The 23,297-nt window shown below is 27.6% G+C and carries 22 protein-coding genes, 1 pseudogene and 1 riboswitch; of the genes and pseudogenes, 7 read left to right on the top strand and 16 right to left on the bottom strand.

The window, feature by feature from the left end; genetic code table 11:
* Nucleotides 1–63: 63 nt before the first annotated feature.
* The 3 genes from ilvD to BFL38_RS09105 all read left to right on the top strand — a co-directional run bounded on the left by ilvD (nt 64) and on the right by BFL38_RS09105 (nt 4,150).
* Entirely contained in the window at nt 64–1,746 is a 1,683-nt protein-coding gene (ilvD, locus tag BFL38_RS09115) for a dihydroxy-acid dehydratase (protein WP_069726768.1), read from the top strand.
* Nucleotides 1,747–2,096: 350 nt separating this feature from the next.
* The gene (locus BFL38_RS09110) at nt 2,097–3,182 is read left to right on the top strand and encodes an iron-containing alcohol dehydrogenase family protein (RefSeq protein WP_069726767.1); all 1,086 of its coding nucleotides are present in this window, start codon (nt 2,097–2,099) and stop codon (nt 3,180–3,182) included.
* A 29-nt stretch (nt 3,183–3,211) separates the two neighbouring features.
* On the top strand, nt 3,212–4,150 hold the full coding sequence (locus tag BFL38_RS09105) for a bile acid:sodium symporter family protein (RefSeq protein ID WP_069726766.1): 939 nt from the start codon (nt 3,212–3,214) through the stop codon (nt 4,148–4,150).
* Nucleotides 4,151–4,298: 148 nt separating this feature from the next.
* On the opposite strand, the gene thiM is transcribed toward BFL38_RS09105, so the two are convergent.
* The 6 genes from thiM to BFL38_RS09075 all read right to left on the bottom strand — a co-directional run bounded on the left by thiM (nt 4,299) and on the right by BFL38_RS09075 (nt 10,305).
* On the bottom strand, nt 4,299–5,093 hold the full coding sequence (gene thiM / locus BFL38_RS09100; RefSeq protein WP_069726765.1) for a hydroxyethylthiazole kinase: 795 nt from the start codon (nt 5,091–5,093) through the stop codon (nt 4,299–4,301).
* A gap of 75 nt (nt 5,094–5,168) precedes the next feature.
* A complete protein-coding gene (locus tag BFL38_RS09095) occupies nt 5,169–5,963 on the bottom strand; it encodes a PhzF family phenazine biosynthesis protein (RefSeq protein ID WP_069726764.1) in 795 nt (264 codons plus the stop codon).
* A gap of 24 nt (nt 5,964–5,987) precedes the next feature.
* Nucleotides 5,988–7,340 (bottom strand): YjiH family protein, encoded by a 1,353-nt coding sequence (locus BFL38_RS09090; protein ID WP_069726763.1) that lies wholly within the window; start codon nt 7,338–7,340, stop codon nt 5,988–5,990.
* Between the two features lie 91 nt (nt 7,341–7,431).
* Nucleotides 7,432–7,548: riboswitch (TPP riboswitch) on the bottom strand.
* A gap of 232 nt (nt 7,549–7,780) precedes the next feature.
* On the bottom strand, nt 7,781–8,347 hold the full coding sequence (locus BFL38_RS09085) for a BspA family leucine-rich repeat surface protein (protein WP_069726762.1): 567 nt from the start codon (nt 8,345–8,347) through the stop codon (nt 7,781–7,783).
* Nucleotides 8,348–8,352: 5 nt separating this feature from the next.
* Nucleotides 8,353–9,576, bottom strand: coding sequence for an HsdM family class I SAM-dependent methyltransferase (locus BFL38_RS09080; protein ID WP_069726761.1), 1,224 nt, complete (start codon nt 9,574–9,576; stop codon nt 8,353–8,355).
* Nucleotides 9,577–9,594: 18 nt separating this feature from the next.
* Nucleotides 9,595–10,305 carry a type II restriction endonuclease gene (locus BFL38_RS09075; RefSeq protein ID WP_069726760.1) on the bottom strand — a complete coding sequence of 237 codons (711 nt, stop codon included), beginning with the start codon at nt 10,303–10,305 and terminating at the stop codon, nt 9,595–9,597.
* A gap of 215 nt (nt 10,306–10,520) precedes the next feature.
* Between BFL38_RS09075 and exaC the strand changes: the two genes are divergently transcribed.
* From exaC to BFL38_RS09055, 4 genes are all read left to right on the top strand, one after another.
* Complete coding sequence (exaC, locus tag BFL38_RS09070) at nt 10,521–12,029, top strand: acetaldehyde dehydrogenase ExaC (protein ID WP_069726759.1); 1,509 nt, start codon at nt 10,521–10,523, stop codon at nt 12,027–12,029.
* A gap of 73 nt (nt 12,030–12,102) precedes the next feature.
* Nucleotides 12,103–12,468 (top strand): DUF779 domain-containing protein, encoded by a 366-nt coding sequence (locus tag BFL38_RS09065; protein WP_069726758.1) that lies wholly within the window; start codon nt 12,103–12,105, stop codon nt 12,466–12,468.
* A 177-nt stretch (nt 12,469–12,645) separates the two neighbouring features.
* A complete protein-coding gene (locus tag BFL38_RS09060; RefSeq protein ID WP_069726757.1) occupies nt 12,646–14,463 on the top strand; it encodes a glycoside hydrolase family 10-like protein in 1,818 nt (605 codons plus the stop codon).
* Nucleotides 14,464–14,495: 32 nt separating this feature from the next.
* Entirely contained in the window at nt 14,496–15,176 is a 681-nt protein-coding gene (locus BFL38_RS09055; protein ID WP_069726756.1) for a hypothetical protein, read from the top strand.
* Here BFL38_RS09055 and BFL38_RS09050 read toward each other — a convergent pair.
* The 10 genes and pseudogenes from BFL38_RS09050 to BFL38_RS09005 all read right to left on the bottom strand — a co-directional run.
* A complete protein-coding gene (locus BFL38_RS09050; protein WP_069726755.1) occupies nt 15,168–15,626 on the bottom strand; it encodes a hypothetical protein in 459 nt (152 codons plus the stop codon). The two genes, BFL38_RS09055 and BFL38_RS09050, sit on opposite strands and share 9 nt — an antisense overlap.
* A 64-nt stretch (nt 15,627–15,690) precedes the next feature.
* On the bottom strand, nt 15,691–17,094 hold the full coding sequence (locus BFL38_RS09045; protein ID WP_069726754.1) for an ABC transporter permease: 1,404 nt from the start codon (nt 17,092–17,094) through the stop codon (nt 15,691–15,693).
* Complete coding sequence (locus BFL38_RS09040) at nt 17,094–18,134, bottom strand: ABC transporter permease (RefSeq protein WP_069726753.1); 1,041 nt, start codon at nt 18,132–18,134, stop codon at nt 17,094–17,096. The genes BFL38_RS09045 and BFL38_RS09040 overlap by 1 nt, the downstream gene beginning before the upstream one ends.
* A 110-nt stretch (nt 18,135–18,244) precedes the next feature.
* On the bottom strand, nt 18,245–19,465 hold the full coding sequence (locus BFL38_RS09035) for a cyclic nucleotide-binding domain-containing protein (RefSeq protein WP_176720571.1): 1,221 nt from the start codon (nt 19,463–19,465) through the stop codon (nt 18,245–18,247).
* Between the two features lie 67 nt (nt 19,466–19,532).
* The gene (gene rnhA, locus BFL38_RS09030; RefSeq protein ID WP_069726752.1) at nt 19,533–20,024 is read right to left on the bottom strand and encodes a ribonuclease HI; all 492 of its coding nucleotides are present in this window, start codon (nt 20,022–20,024) and stop codon (nt 19,533–19,535) included.
* Between the two features lie 36 nt (nt 20,025–20,060).
* Nucleotides 20,061–21,056 (bottom strand): DHH family phosphoesterase, encoded by a 996-nt coding sequence (locus BFL38_RS09025; RefSeq protein ID WP_069726751.1) that lies wholly within the window; start codon nt 21,054–21,056, stop codon nt 20,061–20,063.
* Between the two features lie 6 nt (nt 21,057–21,062).
* Entirely contained in the window at nt 21,063–21,419 is a 357-nt protein-coding gene (rbfA, locus tag BFL38_RS09020; RefSeq protein WP_069726750.1) for a 30S ribosome-binding factor RbfA, read from the bottom strand.
* 12 nt (nt 21,420–21,431) lie between these two features.
* On the bottom strand, nt 21,432–21,911 hold the full coding sequence (locus BFL38_RS09015) for a chemotaxis protein CheW (protein WP_008732832.1): 480 nt from the start codon (nt 21,909–21,911) through the stop codon (nt 21,432–21,434).
* A 233-nt stretch (nt 21,912–22,144) separates the two neighbouring features.
* Complete coding sequence (locus BFL38_RS09010) at nt 22,145–22,702, bottom strand: flavodoxin domain-containing protein (RefSeq protein ID WP_069726749.1); 558 nt, start codon at nt 22,700–22,702, stop codon at nt 22,145–22,147.
* A 166-nt stretch (nt 22,703–22,868) separates the two neighbouring features.
* Nucleotides 22,869–23,099 (bottom strand): annotated as a pseudogene (locus BFL38_RS09005) (Rpn family recombination-promoting nuclease/putative transposase); the annotation flags it as partial.
* Between the last annotated feature and the right edge of the window lie 198 nt (nt 23,100–23,297).

The following is a 23,297-nucleotide window of genomic DNA, read 5'->3' as shown; positions in this document are numbered from 1 at the left end:
CTAATAGAATGTATGCATTACAATTTTACAAAAATAATAATTTTATTAAGCGGAGAAATAATTATGAGTTTCAGAGAAAATAGTTCTTTAAGAAGCGACAGAGTATTAAAAGGTGATGAAAGAGCACCTAACAGATCATTATTCTACTCTATGGGTTATACAGATGAAGAATTAAAAAGACCTCTGATTGGAATTATTTCTGCATATAGTGAAATTGTACCAGGACATATACATCTTGATAAACTCTCTCAGGCTGTTAAAGCTGGAGTTTTAATAGGCGGAGGAACTCCAATACTTATACCTTCAATAGGAGTATGCGATGGTATAGCTATGGGACATTTAGGAATGAAATATTCGCTTCCTTCAAGAGAGTTAATAGCTGATTCTGTTGAAAGTATGGTTATAGCACATGGTTTAGACGGAGTTGTACTAGTACCTAACTGCGATAAGATAGTTCCGGGTATGATAATGGGACTTTTAAGAATGAATATACCGGGCATAGTAATAAGCGGAGGAGCTATGCTTCCGGGCGATCATGGCGATGAGAAAATAAGTTTATCTAATATATTTGAAGCTGTAGGAGCAAAAAAGGCTAATCTTATAAACGATGCTGAATTAGAAGAATATGCACAAAATACTTGTCCAAGCTGCGGTTCTTGTGCTGGTATGTATACTGCTAATAGTATGAACTGTCTTTCTGAGGCTTTGGGTATAGCACTTCCCGGAAACGGAACAATACCTGCAGTATATTCTGCGAGAACTTTACTTGCTAAAAAAGCTGGCATACAGGTTATGGAATTATTAAAAAACAATATAAAACCATTAGATATAATAACTCCGGAATCATTCAAAAATGCTCTTGCTGTGGATATGGCATTGGGCTGCTCTACAAACAGTGTACTTCACTTGCTTGCAATAGCAAATGAGGCTGGTATACCAATAGATTTAAAAACTATTAATGAAGTAAGCGACCGCACTCCTAATTTGTGTCATTTAGCACCTGCAGGTCATAACTATATAGAAGATTTATACAAAGCCGGCGGAATACCTGCTGTTATGAAAGAGCTTGATAAAGGCGGATTTATAAATACTTCGCTTCTTACTGCTACAGGTAAAACAATAGCTGAAAATATAAAAGATGCTGTTAATAAAAATAATAATGTTTTAAGAAATATAGAAAATCCTTACAGCAAAACAGGAGGAATTGCCATACTTTGGGGCAATATAGCCAAAGACGGATGCGTTGTTAAACGTTCTGCTGTTGCTGATGAAATGCTTGTACATAAAGGACCTGCAAGAGTATTTGACAGTGAAGAATCTGCAATAGCTGCTATATACGCTGGTAAAATAAATAAAGGCGATGTTGTAGTTATAAGATATGAAGGACCTAAAGGCGGACCTGGTATGCGTGAAATGCTTAACCCTACTTCTGCTCTTGCTGGTATGAAACTGGATAAAGATGTTGCTTTAATCACTGACGGAAGATTCTCTGGTGCTTCAAGGGGTGCTTCTATAGGACACGTTTCTCCAGAGGCTGCAAGCGGCGGAGAAATAGCTTTTATAAAAGAAAATGACATCATAAGTATAGATATTCCTAATCATAAAATCAATTTAGAAATCTCTGATGAAGAAATGGAAAAAAGAAGAAAAGAGATTCCTATTAAACCTTTAGAAGAAATTAGAGGCTGGCTTGGAAGATATAGAAAACTTGTTCAGTCTGCTAATACTGGTGCTATATTAAAATAATTTTTAATGAAAACAAATTGATGTTATAGTTTATTCTCTTAACTATAACATCAAATAAAAGCACTAATAATCTAAAAGTCATTATACAAAATTAATATTACAGACTGCTTGGTTCCTATCTTTTAAGCCAGGATAAAAATTGTTTAGTTTATAGCTGATATAAGCATAGACTAAATTTATTTTAAATAAAAAAATTTTTGATAAGGAGAAAAATATGATTATTAATTATTAATTATTAATTTCAATAGATGTGATAGAAAGAAAGACATTATATAATAAAATAATTTAATGAATTAAAAAATAACTTACTTAAAATTTTAAATAATAAAATTAATTAAAAGGATTGAAAAATGAGTACAGAAAATTTATTTTTACCTAATTTTAGTATAGGAAAAGACGCTTATCAATATATATATGATATATGTTCAAATTATGGAAAAAAAGCTGTTATAATATCCGGCAAAAAATCTCTTCAGGCATCAATAGAGCTTATACTACATAATATAAAAGACATAAGTATAACTGGAATGCTTCACTATGGCGGAAATTCAACTTTTGAAAATGTAGATTTCCTTAAAGAAAAAAAAGCAGTTATAGAAGCCGATATGATATTTGCTGTAGGAGGCGGAAGAGCATTAGATACATCAAAGGTTTTAGCCGATATGATGAATAAGCCTGTATTTACATTTCCAACATTAGCTTCAAACTGTGCTGCTGTAACTTGTTCATCTGTTATATATCATAATGACGGAAGTTTTAGAGAAATGTTTAATTTGAAAAGACCGCCTTTACATACATTTATAAATACTGATGTTATATTAAACTCTCCTGAAAATTATTTTATAGCCGGTATATCAGATGCACTTTCTAAACAGTATGAAGCATTATTATATACAAGAGATGAAAATTTAAATTACAAAAATTTCTTAGGTATAGAAGTTATAAAAAACTGCTCTAATGATATATTAAAATATTATTCAGAAGCTGTAGATGATTTTAGAAATAAAAAATCGTCGGATGTTCTAAACAGAGTTATACTTCATATAATATACACAGTAGGCTTAACATCTGTAATGATAAAAGATAATTATCATATGTCTTTGCATAACGAATTAACAAAATTAAAAAGAATAGGAGAAAAATTACTGCATGGCGAATTAGTATCATATGGTATATTACTGCTTCTTACTATGGATAAACAATACGATGCCAGAGAGGATATTTTTAAGTTTAATAAATTTATGTCTCTTCCTACCTGCTTAAAAGATATAGGCATAAATAATTTTAGTTTAGAAGATGAAGATTTTAATACTGCATTAGACGGTACACTTGCTCTTGATGATTTAAATATAAGTACATCTAAAGCTGATAAAGAAATGATATTAAAAGCTATTATAGATTTAGAACAGTACAATAATAGTAAGTACATAAAATAAAATATAAAAATACAATTAAGGATAAAAAAATGAAAACATTAAAACAAATAAGTAATTTTTTTGGAAAGTACATGGCAGTAATTGTATTAATAGTAGCTGCTGTATCATTATTCTTTCCAAAAACAGTAAGTTTCATAAAGACGAGTTATGTTAATTATCTCTTAATGATAGTAATGTTTGGTATGGGGCTTACATTAAAACTTGAAGATTTCAAAGTGGTATTTACAAGACCAAAAGATATTATAATAGGAGCTATAGCTCAGTTTACAATAATGCCTTTACTTGCATATTTACTTTCTATTGCATTTAAACTTCCGGCAGAACTTGCTGTAGGAGTTATACTTGTAGGTACTTGTCCGGGAGGTACTTCTTCAAATGTTATGACATATTTAGCAAATGGAGATGTGGCATTATCTGTTGGTATGACTTCTGTATCAACAATACTTGCTCCTTTTGCAACTCCGCTTCTGACACTTCTATATGCAGGACAAAAGGTTGATGTTAATGCTTTTAGCATGTTTATATCAATAGTTCAGGTTGTTATACTGCCTATAGCTTTAGGTTTTTTAATAAATAAATTCTTTTATAAGTTTACAAGCAGTATAAAAGAAATACTTCCTTTAATATCTGTACTTGCGATTGTAGCAATAGTAGCTGCTGTAGTATCTGCTAATTCACAAAGATTAATGCAGGTTGGTTATTTAGTTATAATAGTAGTTGTTCTTCATAATTGTTTGGGATACTTGCTAGGTTATTTATTAGGTAAATTATTTAGATTAAGTAATTCAAAATGCAAGGCAGTATCCATAGAAGTAGGAATGCAGAACTCTGGACTTGCCACTTCTTTAGCAGCAACACATTTTGCATCTATGGCATTAGCAACAGTACCGGGAGCAATATTCAGCGTATGGCATAATATATCAGGCTCGATAGCAGCGAATATAATGGCAGCCAAAATAAAAGATTAGCAATTATAATAAACAAAAAACTCTTAAACAATGGACTTTAATATAAAAAAGCCCATTGTTTATTAGCAACTCCCAATAATAAAAAGTCAATTAATTTATATATTGTTTTGAAATATTTATTCTTTATTAAATTATATCAATTAAAATATTATTCTCTTACTCTATTAGAAGCATTACTTATATTAAGTTTATAAAGCTCATCAATGAATGAAACAGCAAAACTAGCAGGAGCATCTGCCTTTTTTGAAGCCATATCTCCAGCCTCAGCCATTATACACATAGCAGAAGAAGCAGCAATTAAAGGTTCAGACACCGCAAGCATAGCAGCAGTAATTGCAGTAGAAGTACAGCCCATACCAGTATTTAAAGGCATTAAAGGAGAGCCTCCGCTTACATATAAAACTCTATTTCCATCTGTTACAATATCAGTTTCTCCGCTTATACTTACAACAGTATTATACTCTTTAGCTAAATGTTTGCCAGCCTCCAAAGCCATATTAACATTAGCAGTGCTGTCTACTCCTTTGGTTTTGATACTATCACCTGCAAGAACCATTATCTCAGAGGCATTTCCTCTTATCACTTTAGGATTATAATTTTTGATTATATCTATAGCAGTTTTAGTTCTTAATTTTGTAGCTCCTGCTCCTACAGGGTCAAGAACAAATGGAACATTTTTTTTATTTGCTATAGAACAAGCACTATGCATAGCCTCTATAGAAAGTTTTGTCAAAGTACCTATATTAATAACAAGCGATGAAGCTATAGAAAGCATATCTTCAAACTCTTCTTTTTCATTTGTCATAACAGGGGAAGCACCTACCGCAAGCAAGGCATTAGCTGTAATTTGCATAACAACATAATTTGTTATATTATGAACCAATGGGCTTTTAGCTTTCATATCAGTAATTGCTTTAAATATTTCATCTTTTAATGTACTCATATATTTACTCCTTATAATTCTATTCTTAAATTATTTTTGATTTTTTTATTATTATATTTTTGCTAATTATATTTACTAAACAAATAGCTCCGAAATGCAGTATAAACATGCTTTGCCTGATATAGTAAGTTTATTATCTTTTATATTGCAGTATAATACTCCCGTTCTTTTAGAATATTGAAATGCCTCAAAATAATATTTATTTAATTTAGAAGATAGTAATGGTATAATATGACAATGACCAGAACCGCATACATCAACCTCATCAACATCTAGTTTCGGAGCAAAAGTTCTAGTTACGCAATCATAATTAATATTAGATTTATCTTTCACGATAGATGTAATATGAAATAATAATCCGTCTATCTGCTTTATTTTTTCTAAATTAACTTTTGCATTTATAACCTGATTTTCATCTTCTAATACGCATACTATATCACGTCCAATATATGCTTCAATAGGTTTAATGCCTCCTATAGCTTCTATTATATCATCTGTAATATTCATAGTCTTCAAATTATATTTAGGGGTATCCATTTCATATAAATCACCATTTTTCTTAATAGTTAATATACCCTCTTTAGTATTTAAATTAACTGAATTAGAATCTCTCTCATTAAAATTTAATATAGCATATCCTACAGCAAGTACAGCGTGTCCGCAGAAATCTATTTCACATTCCGGAGTAAACCAATAAACATCATAATTATTATCCTTATTTTTTATAGTAAATACTGTCTCTGAAATATTATTCTCAGAGGCAATATTCTGCATAAGTTCATGCGATATTTCTTTATCCAATATGCATACTGCTGTAGGATTGCCCTTAAAAACACTGTCAGCAAAAGCATCTATAATATAACATTTCATAAATAAAAAACTCCTATTATTTAATTAACTTAAAAAGAAATAAGCAAAAGGCACAGCAAATAATAAAGCAAGTATTATTCTCTCAACCCATATTATCATCATATCCTTTATGCTTATTGGTATTCCAACAGCAAGCATCACTGGTATAGGAGCAGCAAAATATAAAATCTCAGCAACACAAACTATAGCCACAATAGACTTAGCAAATTGACTAGCATACATAACAATACTAGAAGAGCATGACATCTCTACTAATGTAACAGAACAAGCCTTTGCCACTATATAAGCCTCATCTCCTAAACCTAATAATTTTGTAATCGGCAGAAATATATAACTTATAATATCAAATATAGGCGTATAATTAACTATTAAAAGCCCAATAAAAGTTATAGCCATAAAATTAGGCATTACAGAAATAGATACCATAAGCCCTTCTTTTAAGTTCTTCATAACACCGATGAAAAAATTATCTGCACGGCTAGCAGTATCAGCGGCCTCATTAAAAGCCAACTTAAAAATATTTCCGCCTTTATATACAGGCTCTTCTTTAACTTCTTTATCCATATATCCATTATTAGGCTTGCTTCTTAATGGATAAAGCCTTACAGTTATAGCCGTTACCAAAAATGTAATTATCATAGTACCAAAAAAATATATATTCCATTTATCCATAACTCCAAACATTTTAGCAACCACTATCATAAAAGTTGTAGATACAGTAGAAAATCCTGTAGCTATTATGCAGGCTTCTTTTTTTGAATAATACCCCTTTTTATAAACTTTGCTTGTCATTAAAAGAGCAATAGAATAACTGCCTACAAATGAAGCTATAGCATCTAAAGAAGACCTTCCCGAAGTTTTCCATATAGGCTTCATTATACAGCGCATGAATATACCAGCAAAAGACATAAGTCCGTAATCTACTAAAAATGATAAAAATATAAAACCTATACTATTAATTAATGCTATCTGAGTAAGAAGATTATAAGAAAAAAGAAGCATATTAGGTTTATGAAAATCAGAAGGTCCTAATTTGAAATAAGCCATTATAATAAAAGGAATAGAAAATAATTTTATAAATGAAAAAAATATTTCCGTTTTATTCTTATTCCAAGACTTACTTATAAAAGGATATATACTTCCAAACATAGTTATCAAAATACCGTAATAAGGATCAACAAAAGGAATCTTTCTTATAAGATTAACCAAATGATCCATCGGTATAGATTTAACATTTCCTATTTGAATAGGTATAAATAATACGAATACGCCTATAAAACTAAATACAATAAATTTCAAATAAGACGATTTACTATATTTACTGCTAGCTAATTCATTATTACTTAATACATTTTCTGAGTTTGAAATATTATTCATAAAAATTTCCTTAAATATAAATTAATAATTTAGAGAAACCTTAATGAAAATAATGAGTGTATAAAAATGAGAAAATGAAAATAATATTAGAAAACTTAAAAAAATATTTCCCTACACTGGCATTATCCAACAGGTTATAAGGGTCTAAGTTTATTAGATAAAAATTAAAACTTACTCTCAGCCTTTTAAAGCTCCCCTAATTTTTGCATATTATACAATAAAATTATAATTATTTCAAATAGAAATATAATTATTTTTATAGTAATATAATATAGCAATTTACATTCATAATATAAAATAAACATCAAGTTGAGAAGATTTTTCTAACTATTTAAAGAATTTAAAATTTCAAAAGATATATTTCTAACAAAATGATTTTTAATTATGCATCTTAATATTTAAAAAATATTATTATTAACCATATACTAATTATTATATTTTTATAAAAAAATCAACTCTTTAATATTATCATAATAAACATTTTCTATCTTTTTTATGAAATCTTTATTTTTCTTATAATTAACTCTATCATTTTTTAATTCTATATAAAGTTCTTTTATATCAAGAGTTTCCAGCATTGATTGAAGTTTCTTTTTATAATTTCTGCTTTTACATTTATTATAAAATTTCAAAATAGTTTTTATATGTTTAAATGAATAAGCATTGTCAAAAATATCTTCAAAGTATTTGACATTATTAATATTCCAAGAAGTTAAATCACAGTTAAAATATTTTGTATTACTAAACATCTCAGTCATATCAATAACCTTAGACACATTCCAAGAACTTAAATCAGCATTGAAATATTCAGCATTTTTAAACATGCATTTCATATCAGCTGCATTAGATACATTCCAAGTTTCTATGCCCTCAAAATTTTTTCTTTTACTCTCTTCAAATAAATAAGACATATCAATTATATCACTTGTATCTATACTAGAAAGATTAATATTTTCATCTTTTACATAATCCAATAATTCAAATTTATACTTTGGTCTGTATTTCATTATATTTATACCTTATCAATAATCTTTATGGGAAGAAGCCTTTCTAATTCTGTTTTTGATACCTGAGTGTTTCCTGTTATAAGACTTAATACTTTTATATTAGTTTCATCATTTAAAGCATTATAAATATATTCTAAACTATAATCTTTATTATAACTCTCTAAAGGATATATAACATTCACATGATTCTCACATACAAACTCTTTTTCTTTTACTATTGCCGATTTTATATTAATGTTTTTATGCGAGCCTGTTATCCTATTAACAGCTATAACATTATTTTGTATTATTAAATCTTTTGGAATATTTCTTATATACTGAAGTTTTCTTTTATTTGGTATAACTATTTTTCCATTAACTATATTTGATGAATATATTAAAGGTATGGCATTATTTTTATCTTCTGTAAGGTTTTCTTTATATTTATTCCAAGCAATACTTCCTGTTTTCACCTCATAACCTATTTCTTTTAAACTTATAGTATCTTTATATGCTTTATTTAAAAATGCTTTATCCTCTGTGAATATTGTAATACCATTTTTTGAGAATATATATTTTTTATTTTTATGACTATTAGTTTTTTTAAGTATTAAAAGCATAACCTTTTGATTTGCCATATAAAAATTATCAGAACCCTCTACAATATGCAGATATTCAACACTACTGTTATTAATTATATATTCTCTTAATTTACTGAAAAAAGCCCCGTTATTCATAGAAGGAGGCACCACATAAGCTAAATATCCCTCATCTTCTAAAAGCTCCAAACCTAATTTTATAAATATAGAAAATATATTAAGCCTTCCGCTTATTATATCAGAATATTTTTTTTTTGTTTCTTTGTCTGGTTTAAACTCAAAGTAAGGAGGATTTCCTATAACATAATCATATTTTACAGATTTTTCTGTATCTATTTTCAAAGTATCTATGCATTTTATATCAGCATTATTTATTAACTTTTTTGATATTGAAACTAAACTATCATCTATCTCAAAACCATAAAGATTAACATCATTAAAATATTCTTTGCATGATAAAAGAAACTCCCCGCTTCCGCATGCAGGATCTAATATTTTTACACTATCTTTTTTTTCTGAAATAGATATCAATCTTTTTAAAAGCAAATCTCTTATACTTTTAGGTGTAAAATACTGCCCTAGTCTTTTTCTTTTTTCTATATCAGTATTTTTAAGATAATCAAAACTTTCTTTAGTATACTCTTCCGGCATCATATCTCTCTTACAAAATTATAAACTATTACAAAACTCTATTACATTATTTTCGCATTTTATTCTATCTTCATGAAGAAAATAATCTATTTTTGCATTTTCATTTATAGTTTTATTCTGTTCATAAGCTCGTCTTACATACACATTAAAACCTCTGTCAAATTTATATGCAAACAAATTATTTTTGCTTTCTTTTTTCATCTTATTTTTAAAATTATCTTCAAGTTTCTTTATCTCTTCAAAAAATTTTATTAACTCATTTCTCTCATTCATAGGAAGAACATCATCTCCTATAAAGAAAGTAACATCTCCCCTTCCATAAGAACCAAATATATAAATTGCATTAGCCTTTGGTAAATTACTATTCCACATAGGGCTAGAAGATTTACCGCTGCTGTACTTTATTTCTATAGCTATAATTTTTTTGACCGTAAAGATTAGAAAGTCTGGAAAATTCTGACTGCCGTAAGGCTGACATATAAAGCAATTCTCCATACTCTTATCTTCTAAAGCATAAACATTATCAATCACTTTATCAGAGCTTTTATCCAAAATATCATTTTTTATAGATGAAAGTATATTTTTTATTTCTTTATCAGAAGACATTCTCCTGTTAAATCCATAGCGTTTCAGAGAAGCTTCAAATCTGTCCTCAAATTCATTGCCCTCTTTACTCTTAAGCCATTCTTTATTATTCTTTTGTATATCTATAAAAATATCACTAAGCATTTTGACAATATATACAAAAAGCTATTTATTGTCAAGTTTCTTAAAAATATATTATATAATAATTTAATATTTATATTATATATACTATACATAACAAGAATATTAAAAATAAAAATAATAAAATAAAAATTTAAATAATGTTCAAAACTACTTGAATAAATATATTTATTTTATATACTATTAGTTATATAAAATAAAAAATGGAGTGTGAAAATATGAGTAAATATAAAGATTATTCAAATGTATTTAAAAAACAGTATGAAAATTATATAGGAGGAGAATGGATAGCACCTAAAAGCGGAAAATATATTGATAATATTAGTCCTATAAATGGTGTCGTAATCAATAAAGTACCATTTTCAAATGATGAAGATATAGATTTTGCTCTTGATGCTGCTCATGCCGCAAAAGATGCTTGGGCTAAAACATCTCCTACAGAAAGATCTAATATTCTTATAAAAATAGCTGAAAGAATAGAAGAAAATCTAGAACTATTAGCTTATGCTGAAACTTGGGATAATGGAAAACCTATAAGAGAAACTTTAAATGCTGATATACCATTATCAGCAGATCATTTCAGATATTTTGCAGGTGCTATAAGAACACAGGAAGGAACTATAAGCGAAATAGATGATGATACTATAGCATATCATTTCCATGAGCCATTGGGGGTTGTAGGACAAATTATACCTTGGAATTTCCCTTTACTTATGGCAGCTTGGAAAATAGCACCGGCTATGGCAGCAGGAAACTGTATTGTATTAAAACCTGCAAGCCCTACTCCTGCAAGCATACTAGTTCTCATGGAAGTCATAGGAGATTTAATACCTAAAGGAGTATTGAATGTAGTTAATGGAAGCGGAGGAAAAATAGGCAAAAAATTAGCTACAAGCCCTAAAATTTCAAAAGTAGCATTCACAGGATCAACTAGCGTGGGAAGACAGATAATGCAGTTTGCTACAGAAAATATCATACCTGTAACATTAGAATTGGGAGGAAAATCTCCTAATATATTCTTTGAAGATGTTATGGATGCAGATGATGACTTTTTAGATAAAGCTATTGAAGGACTTGTTTTATTTGCATTCAATCAGGGAGAGGTTTGTACTTGCCCTTCAAGAGCATTAATACATGAAAAAATATATGATAAATTCATGGCTAGAGTTTTAGAAAGAGTAAAAGCTATAAAAATAGGAAATCCCCTCGATATTAATACTATGATGGGAGCTCAGGCAAGTGAAGATCAAATAAATAAAATCACAGAATATTTAAAAATAGGAAAAGAAGAAGGTGCTGAAGTTTTGATAGGAGGAGAAAGAAATATATTGGAAGGTGAATTAGCTAATGGATTCTATGTACAGCCTACAATATTTAAAGGCAATAATAGTATGAGAATTTTTAGAGAAGAGATATTCGGACCTGTTTTGTCTGTAACTACATTCAAAACTGATGAAGAGGCTTTAGAAATAGCTAATGACACTATGTACGGACTTGGAGCTGGTGTATGGACTAGAAATATAAATAAAGCATATCGTTTTGGAAGAGGTATTAAAGCGGGAAGAGTTTGGACTAATTGTTATCATGCTTATCCTGCCCATGCTGCATTCGGAGGATATAAACAATCAGGTATAGGAAGAGAAACTCATAAAATGATGCTTGATCATTATCAGCAGACAAAAAATATTTTAGTTAGCTATTCTCCTAAAAAATTAGGCTTCTTTTAATTAATAATATTAATAATTATATATGGAGGGATTGCATTATAAAATGTAATCCCTTAATAAAATAGGAGTACTTATGAATAATAAAATCATAGCAGATGATAATGCTTTACAATTAATTAAAGAACTTCAAGAAGAAAATGGAAATATAATATTTCATATATCATGCGGATGCTGCGATGGCACTATGCTTTTATGTGCCGAAGAAAAAGATTTTAAAGTTGGTGAAAATGATATACTTCTTGGAAATATAAGAGATGTAAAAATATATACACATAAAAATAATTACAATAATTTTGAAAATCATACTATTTACATAAAAACTCTCAGCGGAAACGGAAGTGAATTTTCTTTAGAATATGGAAGTGGTAAAAAATTTGTTTTGGAATCCGAAATTAATAATAAAAATTATGTTAACTATATAAATAGAACTCCATTATAATTATTTAATTCACATTATAAAATCAAAATATCATTGAATATTATTTTACTATACATACGAACTAAATTAAATAATATACATTATAAACATAAATAAAAGCTATTTTTAATATATTGACTGTTATCATCATTAAATATATAATCTCTAAAATATTTATCAATAATAAAAATAAAAATTATGAATAAAATCATTGCAGCAATATCTTTAATCATACTATTAGCAACATCATGTCAGACCTTGAATATTGTCATACCAAATGATGTAAGAAAAATGCTTGCTAAAAATATTGATGAAGATAGAAGCATAAATCCTCTTTACAGAGAGTTCAGAGCAGCTTGGATATCATCTGTAGCTAATATTGACTGGCCTTTGAAAGGAGCAAGCGAATCTGAACAGAAAAAACTTATTGTAAAACATTTAGATACATTATACGAAAATAATTTTAATGCTTTATTCATACAAGTAAAACCAGATGCCGGAGTAATATTCAAATCAGAAATAAATCCTACTACAAGATATTTTTTCGGCTCAAAATCAAGCGATGAAAAAGATGATTACCCATTCAAAACAGATATGCTAGAATTTATAATTGAAGAAGCTCATAAAAGAAATTTAGAAGTTCATGCTTGGTTTAATCCATACAGAATGTCTTTAACTTATGATAAAACTAAAAGCTATAAAGAACAATTCTCCAAAAAGAATTTCATTCATACTTATGTTTCTAATAATTTAGAGCCGATTTATTGGTATGACAACAGACTTTATTTAGATCCAGGTGAACCTATAAGTGCAAAATATATAACAGATTCAGTTATAGAAGTAGTTGAAAAATATGATGTAGACGGTATACATTTCGATGATTATTTTTATCAGAATGCCGCAAGAGGAAAAACTTATAAAGATTGGCCTGATGAAGCAAGTGCTGAAAAATATGGTGATAAAAGAGGATACAATATTACAAATAAATCTTATGATGATTATGGTGTAAATGGGCTTTATGCTTGGAGAAGAGATAATATCAACAGACTTGTAAGCGATTTATATAAAGAAATAAAATCAAGAAAACCTTATGTAAAATGGACTATTTCACCTGCAGGAGTTTGGAGAAATAAAGAAAAATTGGCTGAATATGCAGGAAGCAGATACGGAAGCGATACAAAATCATATAATCCTAACTTTGATGCTTTGCATGCTGATGTTCTTTTATGGATGCTCAATGGAGAAAAAACTTCTAGTTTGAATAATGCTTCAAGAAAAGACGGATTAAATAGAATGTATATTGATGCATTAATACCTCAAGTATATTGGAGTTCACAGCATAAAACAGCACCTTTTGATACAATAGTGAAATGGTGGGTTAATGAAGCAAAAAAATCAAATAATGAAAAACTTGCCGACATATATATAGGACATGCCTTATACAGAATGGGAAGTGCTACTAATATAGAACCTTGGCAGGATATTGATTTAATGTCAAAGCAAATAAATTATATCAGAAATATAGGAAAAGGATATATTAAAGGCTCTTCATTTTTTACAATGCATAATATGTATAGAAAAGACAGAGATACAGGAAATTTTGGAAATGATGCTATTAAATATATAAAAGAAAATAATTATATATTTAAAGCAATAGTACCTACAATGAACACAATGAAAGATATGAATAAACCGCCTTTGAAATTAGAAAACCCAAGCATTAAAAAAGTTTTCGGAGGAATCGAAATAACATTCACAGATCCTAATGAATATAAGCTTGATGAATACGGACATCTTCTCCCCTCGTATTCTTCATACTATGCAGTATACAGAGAAACTATAGGAGAAAGCGGAATAGAATTGATAGACAAAATAAGAAGAACTGATTTTACTGCAAACTCAAAAGCAACATACAAAGATAAAACAGCAAATTCAAAGCAGACTTATATATATTATGTTACGGCTTTAGATAGAATACATAATGAAAGCGAATACCTTACTATAATAAATGATTGACAAATGTTATACAATAAATATACTTATATAATATGATATTAGAAAATTTATACTATAGTGATTATTATAAAAATCATTGGAATAAATACGGAATTTTATTTTCAGACAAATATTTTGAAAATGAAAATAAAACTATACTAAATGATAAGTATTATATTATACATAAAAAATATTCAGGATACATTCATCAAAAAGATATTATAGGATACGAAAGAAGCATATACTGTAATCAGGATAATAAACTCATTTATAAGTACAGAAGCGATGATGCTAGAATGTTTAAAATAATTAATCATAATAATCATGAATATTTTGTTTTTAATAGAGATTTATCAGGTTTTTCGATAATAGATTTAAATAAAACTAATAAAGAATTTAATTTTTATTATAATAAATCAATAAATAAAAACGGCATTATTGTTTTTATGGATGCACTATATAATAATAATAAAATTCTTTTTCACATATTTTATTTATCAAAAGCAGATAACCTAGCATTTAAAAGAGTATTCAATTATTTATTATATGACTTTTCTAATGGAATACAAAGCAGTCAAAATTATGTTAACTTTATAGATATAAGAAAAACAATACTAGATTTATATAATTATGAATTATATTTCACTTATAAAGCATATTTTTATAATAATACCATAATAGCAGAGGATCTATCTAACGGTAAAAAATTTAATATAAATTATAAACTAATTTAAAGCCTTATTTCTCATTAATATTAAAGCTAAATCATCAATACCTACTTCTTCATCACTATACAAAGAATAATATATTCCATTAACATTCCAATATGCTATATACTCTTTTTTATCATTTGTTTGTATTGTTATTTCTATATTTGTTTCTTCATCAATATTTTTTCTTTCTTCTTTAAGATTATTAAAAAATGAAAGTAAATCATTTAATTGTTTTGAAGCTCTGTAATAATAGTTTATATTTTTATAATCAAAATTGGACTCAGCAATATTTTTATTAACAATAGCATATTTAACATTCATAGCATGTTCAGGAGCAGGAACACAATAACCTAAAACCGCAAAAGATTTCGTAGAGTCTATAGGTACAATATCATATTTTTTATTATCAGAGCATGATATAAACAACATTGTAATAAATAAAATTAAAAATGAATACTTTATAATATGCATAACTATCCTTATACTAAAAATTAATAATATAATAAAGATTAAATCATATTCAATAAAAAATCAATTATCTGCTTCTAAGTTTAGGGTGAAGTATTTTATCAAGAGCAAATCCCAAAAATGCAAATGACATACCCAAAATTGCAATTAAAATTCCTGGCGGTATTATCCACCACCAAAGCCCAGAAAGAACCGCAGAACCTTTCATAGCATCATGCAAAATCTGTCCCCAAGTAACTATTGAAGCATCACCAAGTCCAAGCAATGATAAAGAAGATTCATACACTATAGCAGAAGGTACAGCCAAAGCCATAGAGGCAAATGAAAAAGGCAAAAGCAATGGAGCTAAATGATTGAATATTATTCTGAAATGACTAGCACCAATAGTTCGTGCCGCCTCAATATAGGTTTCTTCTTTCAGCTGCATAGCCATAGAACGAACCGTCATAACTGAACCCGTCCAAGAAAAAAATATCATCATCGTTATCATAGTCCATATACTAGGCTTGAATATTGCACTTATAACTATCATCACAGGAAGAACAGGTATTCCTATAAATATCTGATAAATAAACTGCATAGCATTATCAACAAATCCTCCGAAATACGCTGATATTATTCCATACATTACGCCAATTATAACCGATATAAAACTAGTAGCTATACCTATAAATAAAGCCCATTTAAGTCCGGATACTAAACCTGAAAATATATCTCTTTTCATATTATCCGTACCCATTATACCGGACATAGAACCTACTAATACAATGTAAGGATCTTCAAAACTAGAATTATCTCCTGCAAATTTACCGCTCACTTCAAATTTATAAATACCTTTCAATGCCTGAAAATTCTTTGCCATATCATCTTTTTTAGTGTTAAAAAGTATTTTCATAGGATTTGTTGTTATGGTATCAATCTGTCTTGCGAGCATTCTAGGTACAGAATCTCTGTAAAACCTGAATATTCTATTTTTTGAATCATTGAATGATGATATTCTTAAATCTCCGCTTATATTATGTAAACTATCTGATAATGTAATTATCTCCCCATCTGGTCTTGTAACATTCCAAATTAATCCTGTAGAACCATTAACATTGGCATGAAAAATTAAATCAACCGGAGATTTATCAAATTTATAATCGTACTCAAATACTGCTTTATAATTTAATTCTCCGTCTATATAATTAGTTTCAACACTTATAGGCTTTATATCAGTTGTAATAGCTGACTTTTCTTTTTGAAAAAAATTAAGCCACTCTGGAGCTGCTGAAGCCGGATTATCCTGCCAATATGTGATATCTCTCCAGCGTTTAGGAGCTTCTTTATAAGTTAAAAGCAAAGGCTCAAGCAATGATACCATAATAGCTAAAACAAGTATGCATAAACCCACAACTCCTGTTTTATCTTTTTTAAACTCTTCAAAAAATTCTATTAATGGAGCAAGTTTTTTATTTATACTATTTTTCATTATAACCTGCCTCCTACTTTTATTCTAGGATCTAAAAATCCGTAAGATATGTCAAGAACCACAAGTCCGAATTGATAAAGTGCTGTAGTTATAGCCAAATTCCCCATTAAAACAGGTATATCATTTTGCTGAACTGATATCCAATAAAGATTACCAAGACCCGGCCAAGAAAATATGCCCTCAAATATAATAGAACCTGCTATAGAACCAAGAAGGCCTAATAATGTTATAGTAACTATTGGAGGAGCTGAGCTTCTTAAAGTATGCCCGAGTAAAACTGACTTTTCTGATATTCCTCTTGCTCTTGCTGCCATTATATAATCTTCCTGCAAAGTAGATAATACTATGTTTCTTACTACAAATGAAAGCCCCCAAAAACCTATCAATGTTAATGTAATCAAAGGCAAAGACATATGCCATAACATATCTAAATAATACATTATACCAGTAGGAACAGGTATTGAATGTACTCCTCCTGAAGGAAATAAATTAAACTTATAAACAAATACCATTATAAGTATCATAGAAAGCCACCAAGTAGGCATACCGTAAACTATCATAGTTATAACACTTGTAGTTCTGTCAAATAGTCCTCCAGCTTTTCTTGCCTTTATAAGTCCTATTATAAGTCCTATTATCATCTGTATAACTGATGCTGTTGTAAAAAGTATTATAGAACGAGGAAGTGCCTCTCCTATTATTTTTATAACATCTCTGTTTCCGTTTGAATCCATCATAATAGAAGATTTCCCAAATTGAAAAGTTATTGTATTAATACCTCTTATAAATATTCTCTCTCCTATACTTCTATTAAGCCAATATATATCATAATAATATGCCCTTCTCTCTTTAATGAAATTCTCAACATCTTCAGTACGCATATTGCTAAGCCCTCTCACTTCAGCATTAATATTTTCTTCAATCTGTGCCTTGAGAGTTTTCTCGCTTACAGTATTAAATATAGCAGAAGACATAAACATAAGTATTATAAACATGATTATGCCTTTTAAAATTCTTTTAATAACAAAATAAGTAAACATAATACAATCCTTTCAAAGCATTATACTAAAAATAATAAAAATTGTAAAGATTATTATGTTAATTTAATTATGTTAATTTTTAGAAAAATAGTTAAATAATGAGATAGTATTTATATTGTATAATACTTATATTCATCAAAATAACTTTTAGTATTTTTAATTACTATATTATTAAATAAATTAATTTCAATATGATTTATATCTTTAAGAAGTAAATATATTTCATCATTAGATATTTGTAAATTCAGCATATTTTTTATGTCTTCCAGAGAATATAATAATTTTATTTTTATATCATCATTAAATAATGTTTCTATTTTTAATATAGAATATATCAAAATAATAATTTTTTCTTTTATATTTTTTTTATTTAAGGCTTTTATTTTTAATATTGTAGTTATAATTTTTAAAGAATTCATTTTTATATAATCTAATCTTAAATCAATATTAGTATATAACTTTTTTATAAAATCATTATATGTTAATATTTCTATTACAGACTCTTCAAGCACTATTGCAGTTATAAATAATGGCTTATATTCCAATCTAGGATTTACAAAGTTTAAAATATGATTGCTTTTATATATAACTCCTGCTGTCTGTTTTGAATTAATTATATTATATATTCCAATTTTTCCAGATTTTATAAAGTAAATATTATTAATAATATCAAGTTCAGTGTACAAACAATAGCCTTTTGAAAATTTATATATATTTTTATCAACTTTTATAGGTTCATCAGCCGGTTTCAAATTCTTTAAGAACTCTATTACATTATCACAATTTTCACAATGTTTAAATGTATTTATATGAGAAATACAAAGTTTATAGCAGGCATCTTCAAAGCCATTATTTTTGTATATTTCAGCCATTAGCAGTGTATCTTCTTTATTATACAAATCTATTTTGTTATTAATTAAAATATTATAATATTTACTAAGCCATACCTCAAGAGTAAACAATAAATAATTGGATATTCTTTTAATAATATTTTTATTATGAATATTCTTTATATTTTCTATTTTTATCTCTAAAAGCTCACAGTCTTCTATAGCTTCTATTGAAGAAAAATATGGTTCATTTGTTATAGATGATATTAAGCCTATAATATCGCCACTTTTACTAAAAAAATTAGAGTCTTTTATAAAATTATTATAAGATATTGTTTTACCTTTGATGATTATATAAAAATAGTTTTCTGGTTTTTTATTATTTTTGAATATTATAGATGATTTAGGATATTTTATTGTCTTGTGTCTTGTGTCTTGTGTCTTGTGTCTTGTGTCTTGTGTCTTGTGTCTTGTGTCTTGTGTCTTGTGTCTTGTGTACATAGCTAAAAATGATAATAATATAATTATAACAGATTATATATTTTATTTTAATTATGTCAATAAGAAATTAACAATACTGAGTTTTTTCATTAAAGGAAGCTGTTTTACCGCCCTCAATATGCTCGTCCATAAGAATATTAACTATTTCATCTGCACGATTATTTTCTTTATTATTTGAATGACCTTTTACTTTTATAAACTCTATATTATGTTTACTTGATAATTCAATCAATTTAAGCCAATACTCTTTATTTTCAACAGGCTTCTTATCACTTTTTATCCAATTATTTTTCTGCCAAGAATATATCCATTTGGTCATACCATTAACTAAATATGCACTATCGCTGTGAAGTTTAATGTTATGAGAATGCTTAAGCCTTTCAAGTGCCTTAATAGCCGCTTTCATTTCCATTCTATTATTTGTAGTATTATCCTCGCTTTCACCAATCTCAAGGCGAAGATTATGCTTTTCACTTATAAGTATTGCAGCCCAAGCACCAAGTCCTGGATTTCCTCTGCATCCGCCATCTGTGTATATAATAATATTATCTTTTATCATGAATTTTTTCTTATACTTATTTGAGATTTCAAGAAATTATGAAGCCAATAAATCAATTAATTTAGTATTTATTTCTTTTATTAAATTTTCTTTAGTATAATCTTTTTTTGACACAGAAAAACCAGATGCCTTAGGATGTCCTCCGCCGCCGAAACTCTCAGCAACTTCTCTAATATTTTTAGAGCATCTGCTTCTTATACTTACCCTAAAATTATCTTCATTTTCATGAATAATAAAACCTATAAGAACATCGTCCATCTGAATAAGTGTATCAGAAGCACTGACCGCAAGCTCTTTTATACTAGTACCGCAAATATTATCTTCCAAACATATATAGCCTATTTTTCTGTCATAGTCTATTACCATTCTTCTGTATATTTCCATTAAAGCTGCAACATCATTTTTAGTATATCTCTTTCTCACAACATTACCAAGATTTTCCTGTATAATTCCTACTTTCATTAATTTAGAACCATAAAGTAAAGTTCTCTCTGTTGTATTGCTGAATATAAAACTTCCTGTATCAGTACAAATACCGCAGTAAAGTAATGTTGATATTGAACTGTCAAATTTATCTAGATAATCCTGAAATATATCAACTATTATCTCGCAAGTAGCACCTGCAGTGATATCATCATAAAACATAGTAACGCCATTGATATTTCTAACTTTATGATGATCTATAAATATTACTTCATTATATTCATTTAATATATTAGAAATCCACCCTATTCTATCTATATCCCCTGAATCAAGAACAACCAAGACATCTTTTTTAGGCAAAGTCTCTTCATTTACCTCAAAAATTACTTTATCAACAAACATTACATTATGCAAATCTCTTTGCATTTTATCAGTGTTTACAACATAAGCATTCTTATTAAAGATATTTTTGAGAATTAAAGATAAAGCAAGCCCCGAACATATACAATCGCAATCCGGATTTCTATGTCCTGTAATAGTAACATTATCAGCCTTTGAAAGCCTCTCTATTATTTCTTTTTTTGATACAGTTAAATTATTATTTTCCATATAAGATTAATTTTCTTCTGGTATATCCAAATTTTTTATATCAGTTAATACTTTATTTGTTTCTATTAAATTTTTATCATAATGAAATGTCAAATTTGGTACATATCTAATAGTAAGCTGTTTTTTGAGATAAGAAAATATAACTCCTTTAGCACTATTAAGTCCGTTAAGAACCTCTTTTTGCTTATCCTCATGCAAGCATACAAAATATACTTTAGCATTCTTTAAATCTTTTGCAGTATCCACTCTTGTAATAGTAACAAGATTATTCTTTATTCTAGGATCTTCTATCTCCCTCATTATAATCATAGAGAGAGTCTGTTTGATATTTTCATTTACTCTAAGTATTCTATGTGAGGACATATTAATATTTGCTTACTTTACTATAGAATTATTAACAGTATTAGTTAAATCATCAAGCTCATCTTTAACAAAAACTTTATCTATATCAACTAAGATAATCATCTGCTCATTAGCTTTAACCAAACCCATTATATATCTGCTGTCTATTCCCACATGCATATCTATATCTTCTTGAATATTTTCGCTATTTATAGTAAGAACATCTGATACAGAGTCAACAACCAAACCATATTTTTTATCACCTATTGCTACAACTACAATTACGCAGTTTTCAGGATTCATAGGTTCATCAAAATGGAATCTTGCTCTTAAATCTATAACAAGAATTATAGTACCTCTCAAATTAATAATACCTTTCAAATAATCAGGACAGTTTGGAATTGGAGAAGGCTGCATAAAATTTAATATTTCCTGAACTTTTAATATATCTATTCCGTATAATTCGTTATTTATCTTAAATACAAGTATTTGATTTGATATGGCACTGCTCATGTTATCTCCTTTAAATCATATTAAGAATTATAATATATAATGTACATAAGTCAAGTAATTTTATTATTGTTTTTATCCATTTTATACTATATTTAATAAAAATACAATACATTTAATTAATTCTTATAAAAGTATAATATAAAGCTGAATTATTATTTAGTTATTGTAATTATCTATTATAACATTAATATCATAAAATATAAAAATAAATAATATTTTTGTTCATTAAAATATTACTTATTTTGAAGTTCTTTAATCTTATTTTTTATATCCAAAACTATTTCTTCAATTGAAGTTTTATTAAGAAAGTCTATTTTTTTACCATAATTTTCTAATAATGCTTTTTCATCTTCAGTTTTTATAGCTTTAGCAGATATTATTCTTTTAAGCATATACATCATCAATGCATGGTGAATTTTTAACTTATCAAAATCTAAACTTCCTCTTAAAAAATAAAATTTCATATTTTCTCTATCATCTGCCTTAAAATTCTGATTAACAGCATTATTATAAGTTTCTTTATCTTCAGGATTAGTAAGTCCAACTATCACGCAATATAAATTTTTTCTGCCCTTTAATTTACTATAGAATTTTTTTATACCTTTAGCAGATGAAAGTTTTCCGGCATACAAAGCACCGGCAAACACTATAAAATCATAAGTATCTAAATTTTGAAATGTTACATTATCAATATTATAAAGATCCCCATGAACTTTATCGGCTATCCATTTAGCATAAGTTCTTGTAGTACCATATTTACTTTTATAAAGTACAGCAATCTTATTTGACATAATATTATTCCTTTTATTATAAATAAAAATTGTTTGCCTAAAGTCTACAACAAGTAAACTTGTCGTACGCTCACAATTTTTAATATTTTCCTTCTATCTATAAATAAAATTGTTCTACTAAAATATCTGCTGAGTAAACTTTTATTATATATTAAGAGTTTTTTAATTATAACTTTTCTATTTCTTCTATACTTAACCCAGTTAATTCACTGATAATATTAACTTCCATGTTCTTATTTTTCATATTTCTGGCTGTTAATAATTGATTTTCTTTAATACCTTCTTTAATACCTTGATGAAATCCTATTTCTATACCTTCCTTTTTTCCCTCTGCTCTCTCATACTGAAGCATAGCAGCCTGTCCGTAAAGAAAAGTATCTCTTTCATTATACGCTGACTCTAGTATCCAAAAATTATTATTTTCTTATTATTGCTAATAAAAATTGTTCGCTAAATATGTATAGCAAATGACTTTGCTATACGCTCACAATTTTTATATTTACCTTTCTAGTATCCAAAAATTATTATTTTCTTATTATTGCTAATAAAAATTGTTCGCTAAATATGTATAGCAAATGACTTTGCTATACATATT

The organism is Brachyspira hampsonii, from assembly GCF_001746205.1.
Taxonomy (GTDB): Bacteria; Spirochaetota; Brachyspiria; order Brachyspirales; family Brachyspiraceae; genus Brachyspira; species Brachyspira hampsonii_B.
Note: the sequence above shows the minus strand (reverse complement) of the source record. Positions and strands in the feature narration are given on the sequence as shown.

Coding starts and splice junctions, on each gene's coding strand:
- BFL38_RS09055 (WP_069726756.1), top strand. CDS start 14,496: ATGATATTAGAAAATTTATACTATAGTGATTATTATAAAAATCATTGG.
- BFL38_RS09090 (WP_069726763.1), bottom strand. CDS start 7,340: ATGAATAATATTTCAAACTCAGAAAATGTATTAAGTAATAATGAATTA.
- exaC (WP_069726759.1), top strand. CDS start 10,521: ATGAGTAAATATAAAGATTATTCAAATGTATTTAAAAAACAGTATGAA.
- BFL38_RS09095 (WP_069726764.1), bottom strand. CDS start 5,963: ATGAAATGTTATATTATAGATGCTTTTGCTGACAGTGTTTTTAAGGGC.
- BFL38_RS09025 (WP_069726751.1), bottom strand. CDS start 21,056: ATGGAAAATAATAATTTAACTGTATCAAAAAAAGAAATAATAGAGAGG.
- BFL38_RS09035 (WP_176720571.1), bottom strand. CDS start 19,465: ATGTACACAAGACACAAGACACAAGACACAAGACACAAGACACAAGAC.
- BFL38_RS09075 (WP_069726760.1), bottom strand. CDS start 10,305: ATGCTTAGTGATATTTTTATAGATATACAAAAGAATAATAAAGAATGG.
- BFL38_RS09040 (WP_069726753.1), bottom strand. CDS start 18,134: ATGTTTACTTATTTTGTTATTAAAAGAATTTTAAAAGGCATAATCATG.
- BFL38_RS09080 (WP_069726761.1), bottom strand. CDS start 9,576: ATGCCGGAAGAGTATACTAAAGAAAGTTTTGATTATCTTAAAAATACT.
- BFL38_RS09105 (WP_069726766.1), top strand. CDS start 3,212: ATGAAAACATTAAAACAAATAAGTAATTTTTTTGGAAAGTACATGGCA.
- BFL38_RS09010 (WP_069726749.1), bottom strand. CDS start 22,702: ATGTCAAATAAGATTGCTGTACTTTATAAAAGTAAATATGGTACTACA.
- thiM (WP_069726765.1), bottom strand. CDS start 5,093: ATGAGTACATTAAAAGATGAAATATTTAAAGCAATTACTGATATGAAA.
- BFL38_RS09110 (WP_069726767.1), top strand. CDS start 2,097: ATGAGTACAGAAAATTTATTTTTACCTAATTTTAGTATAGGAAAAGAC.
- BFL38_RS09060 (WP_069726757.1), top strand. CDS start 12,646: ATGAATAAAATCATTGCAGCAATATCTTTAATCATACTATTAGCAACA.
- rbfA (WP_069726750.1), bottom strand. CDS start 21,419: ATGTCCTCACATAGAATACTTAGAGTAAATGAAAATATCAAACAGACT.
- BFL38_RS09015 (WP_008732832.1), bottom strand. CDS start 21,911: ATGAGCAGTGCCATATCAAATCAAATACTTGTATTTAAGATAAATAAC.
- BFL38_RS09085 (WP_069726762.1), bottom strand. CDS start 8,347: ATGAAATACAGACCAAAGTATAAATTTGAATTATTGGATTATGTAAAA.
- BFL38_RS09050 (WP_069726755.1), bottom strand. CDS start 15,626: ATGCATATTATAAAGTATTCATTTTTAATTTTATTTATTACAATGTTG.
- ilvD (WP_069726768.1), top strand. CDS start 64: ATGAGTTTCAGAGAAAATAGTTCTTTAAGAAGCGACAGAGTATTAAAA.
- BFL38_RS09065 (WP_069726758.1), top strand. CDS start 12,103: ATGAATAATAAAATCATAGCAGATGATAATGCTTTACAATTAATTAAA.
- BFL38_RS09045 (WP_069726754.1), bottom strand. CDS start 17,094: ATGAAAAATAGTATAAATAAAAAACTTGCTCCATTAATAGAATTTTTT.
- rnhA (WP_069726752.1), bottom strand. CDS start 20,024: ATGATAAAAGATAATATTATTATATACACAGATGGCGGATGCAGAGGA.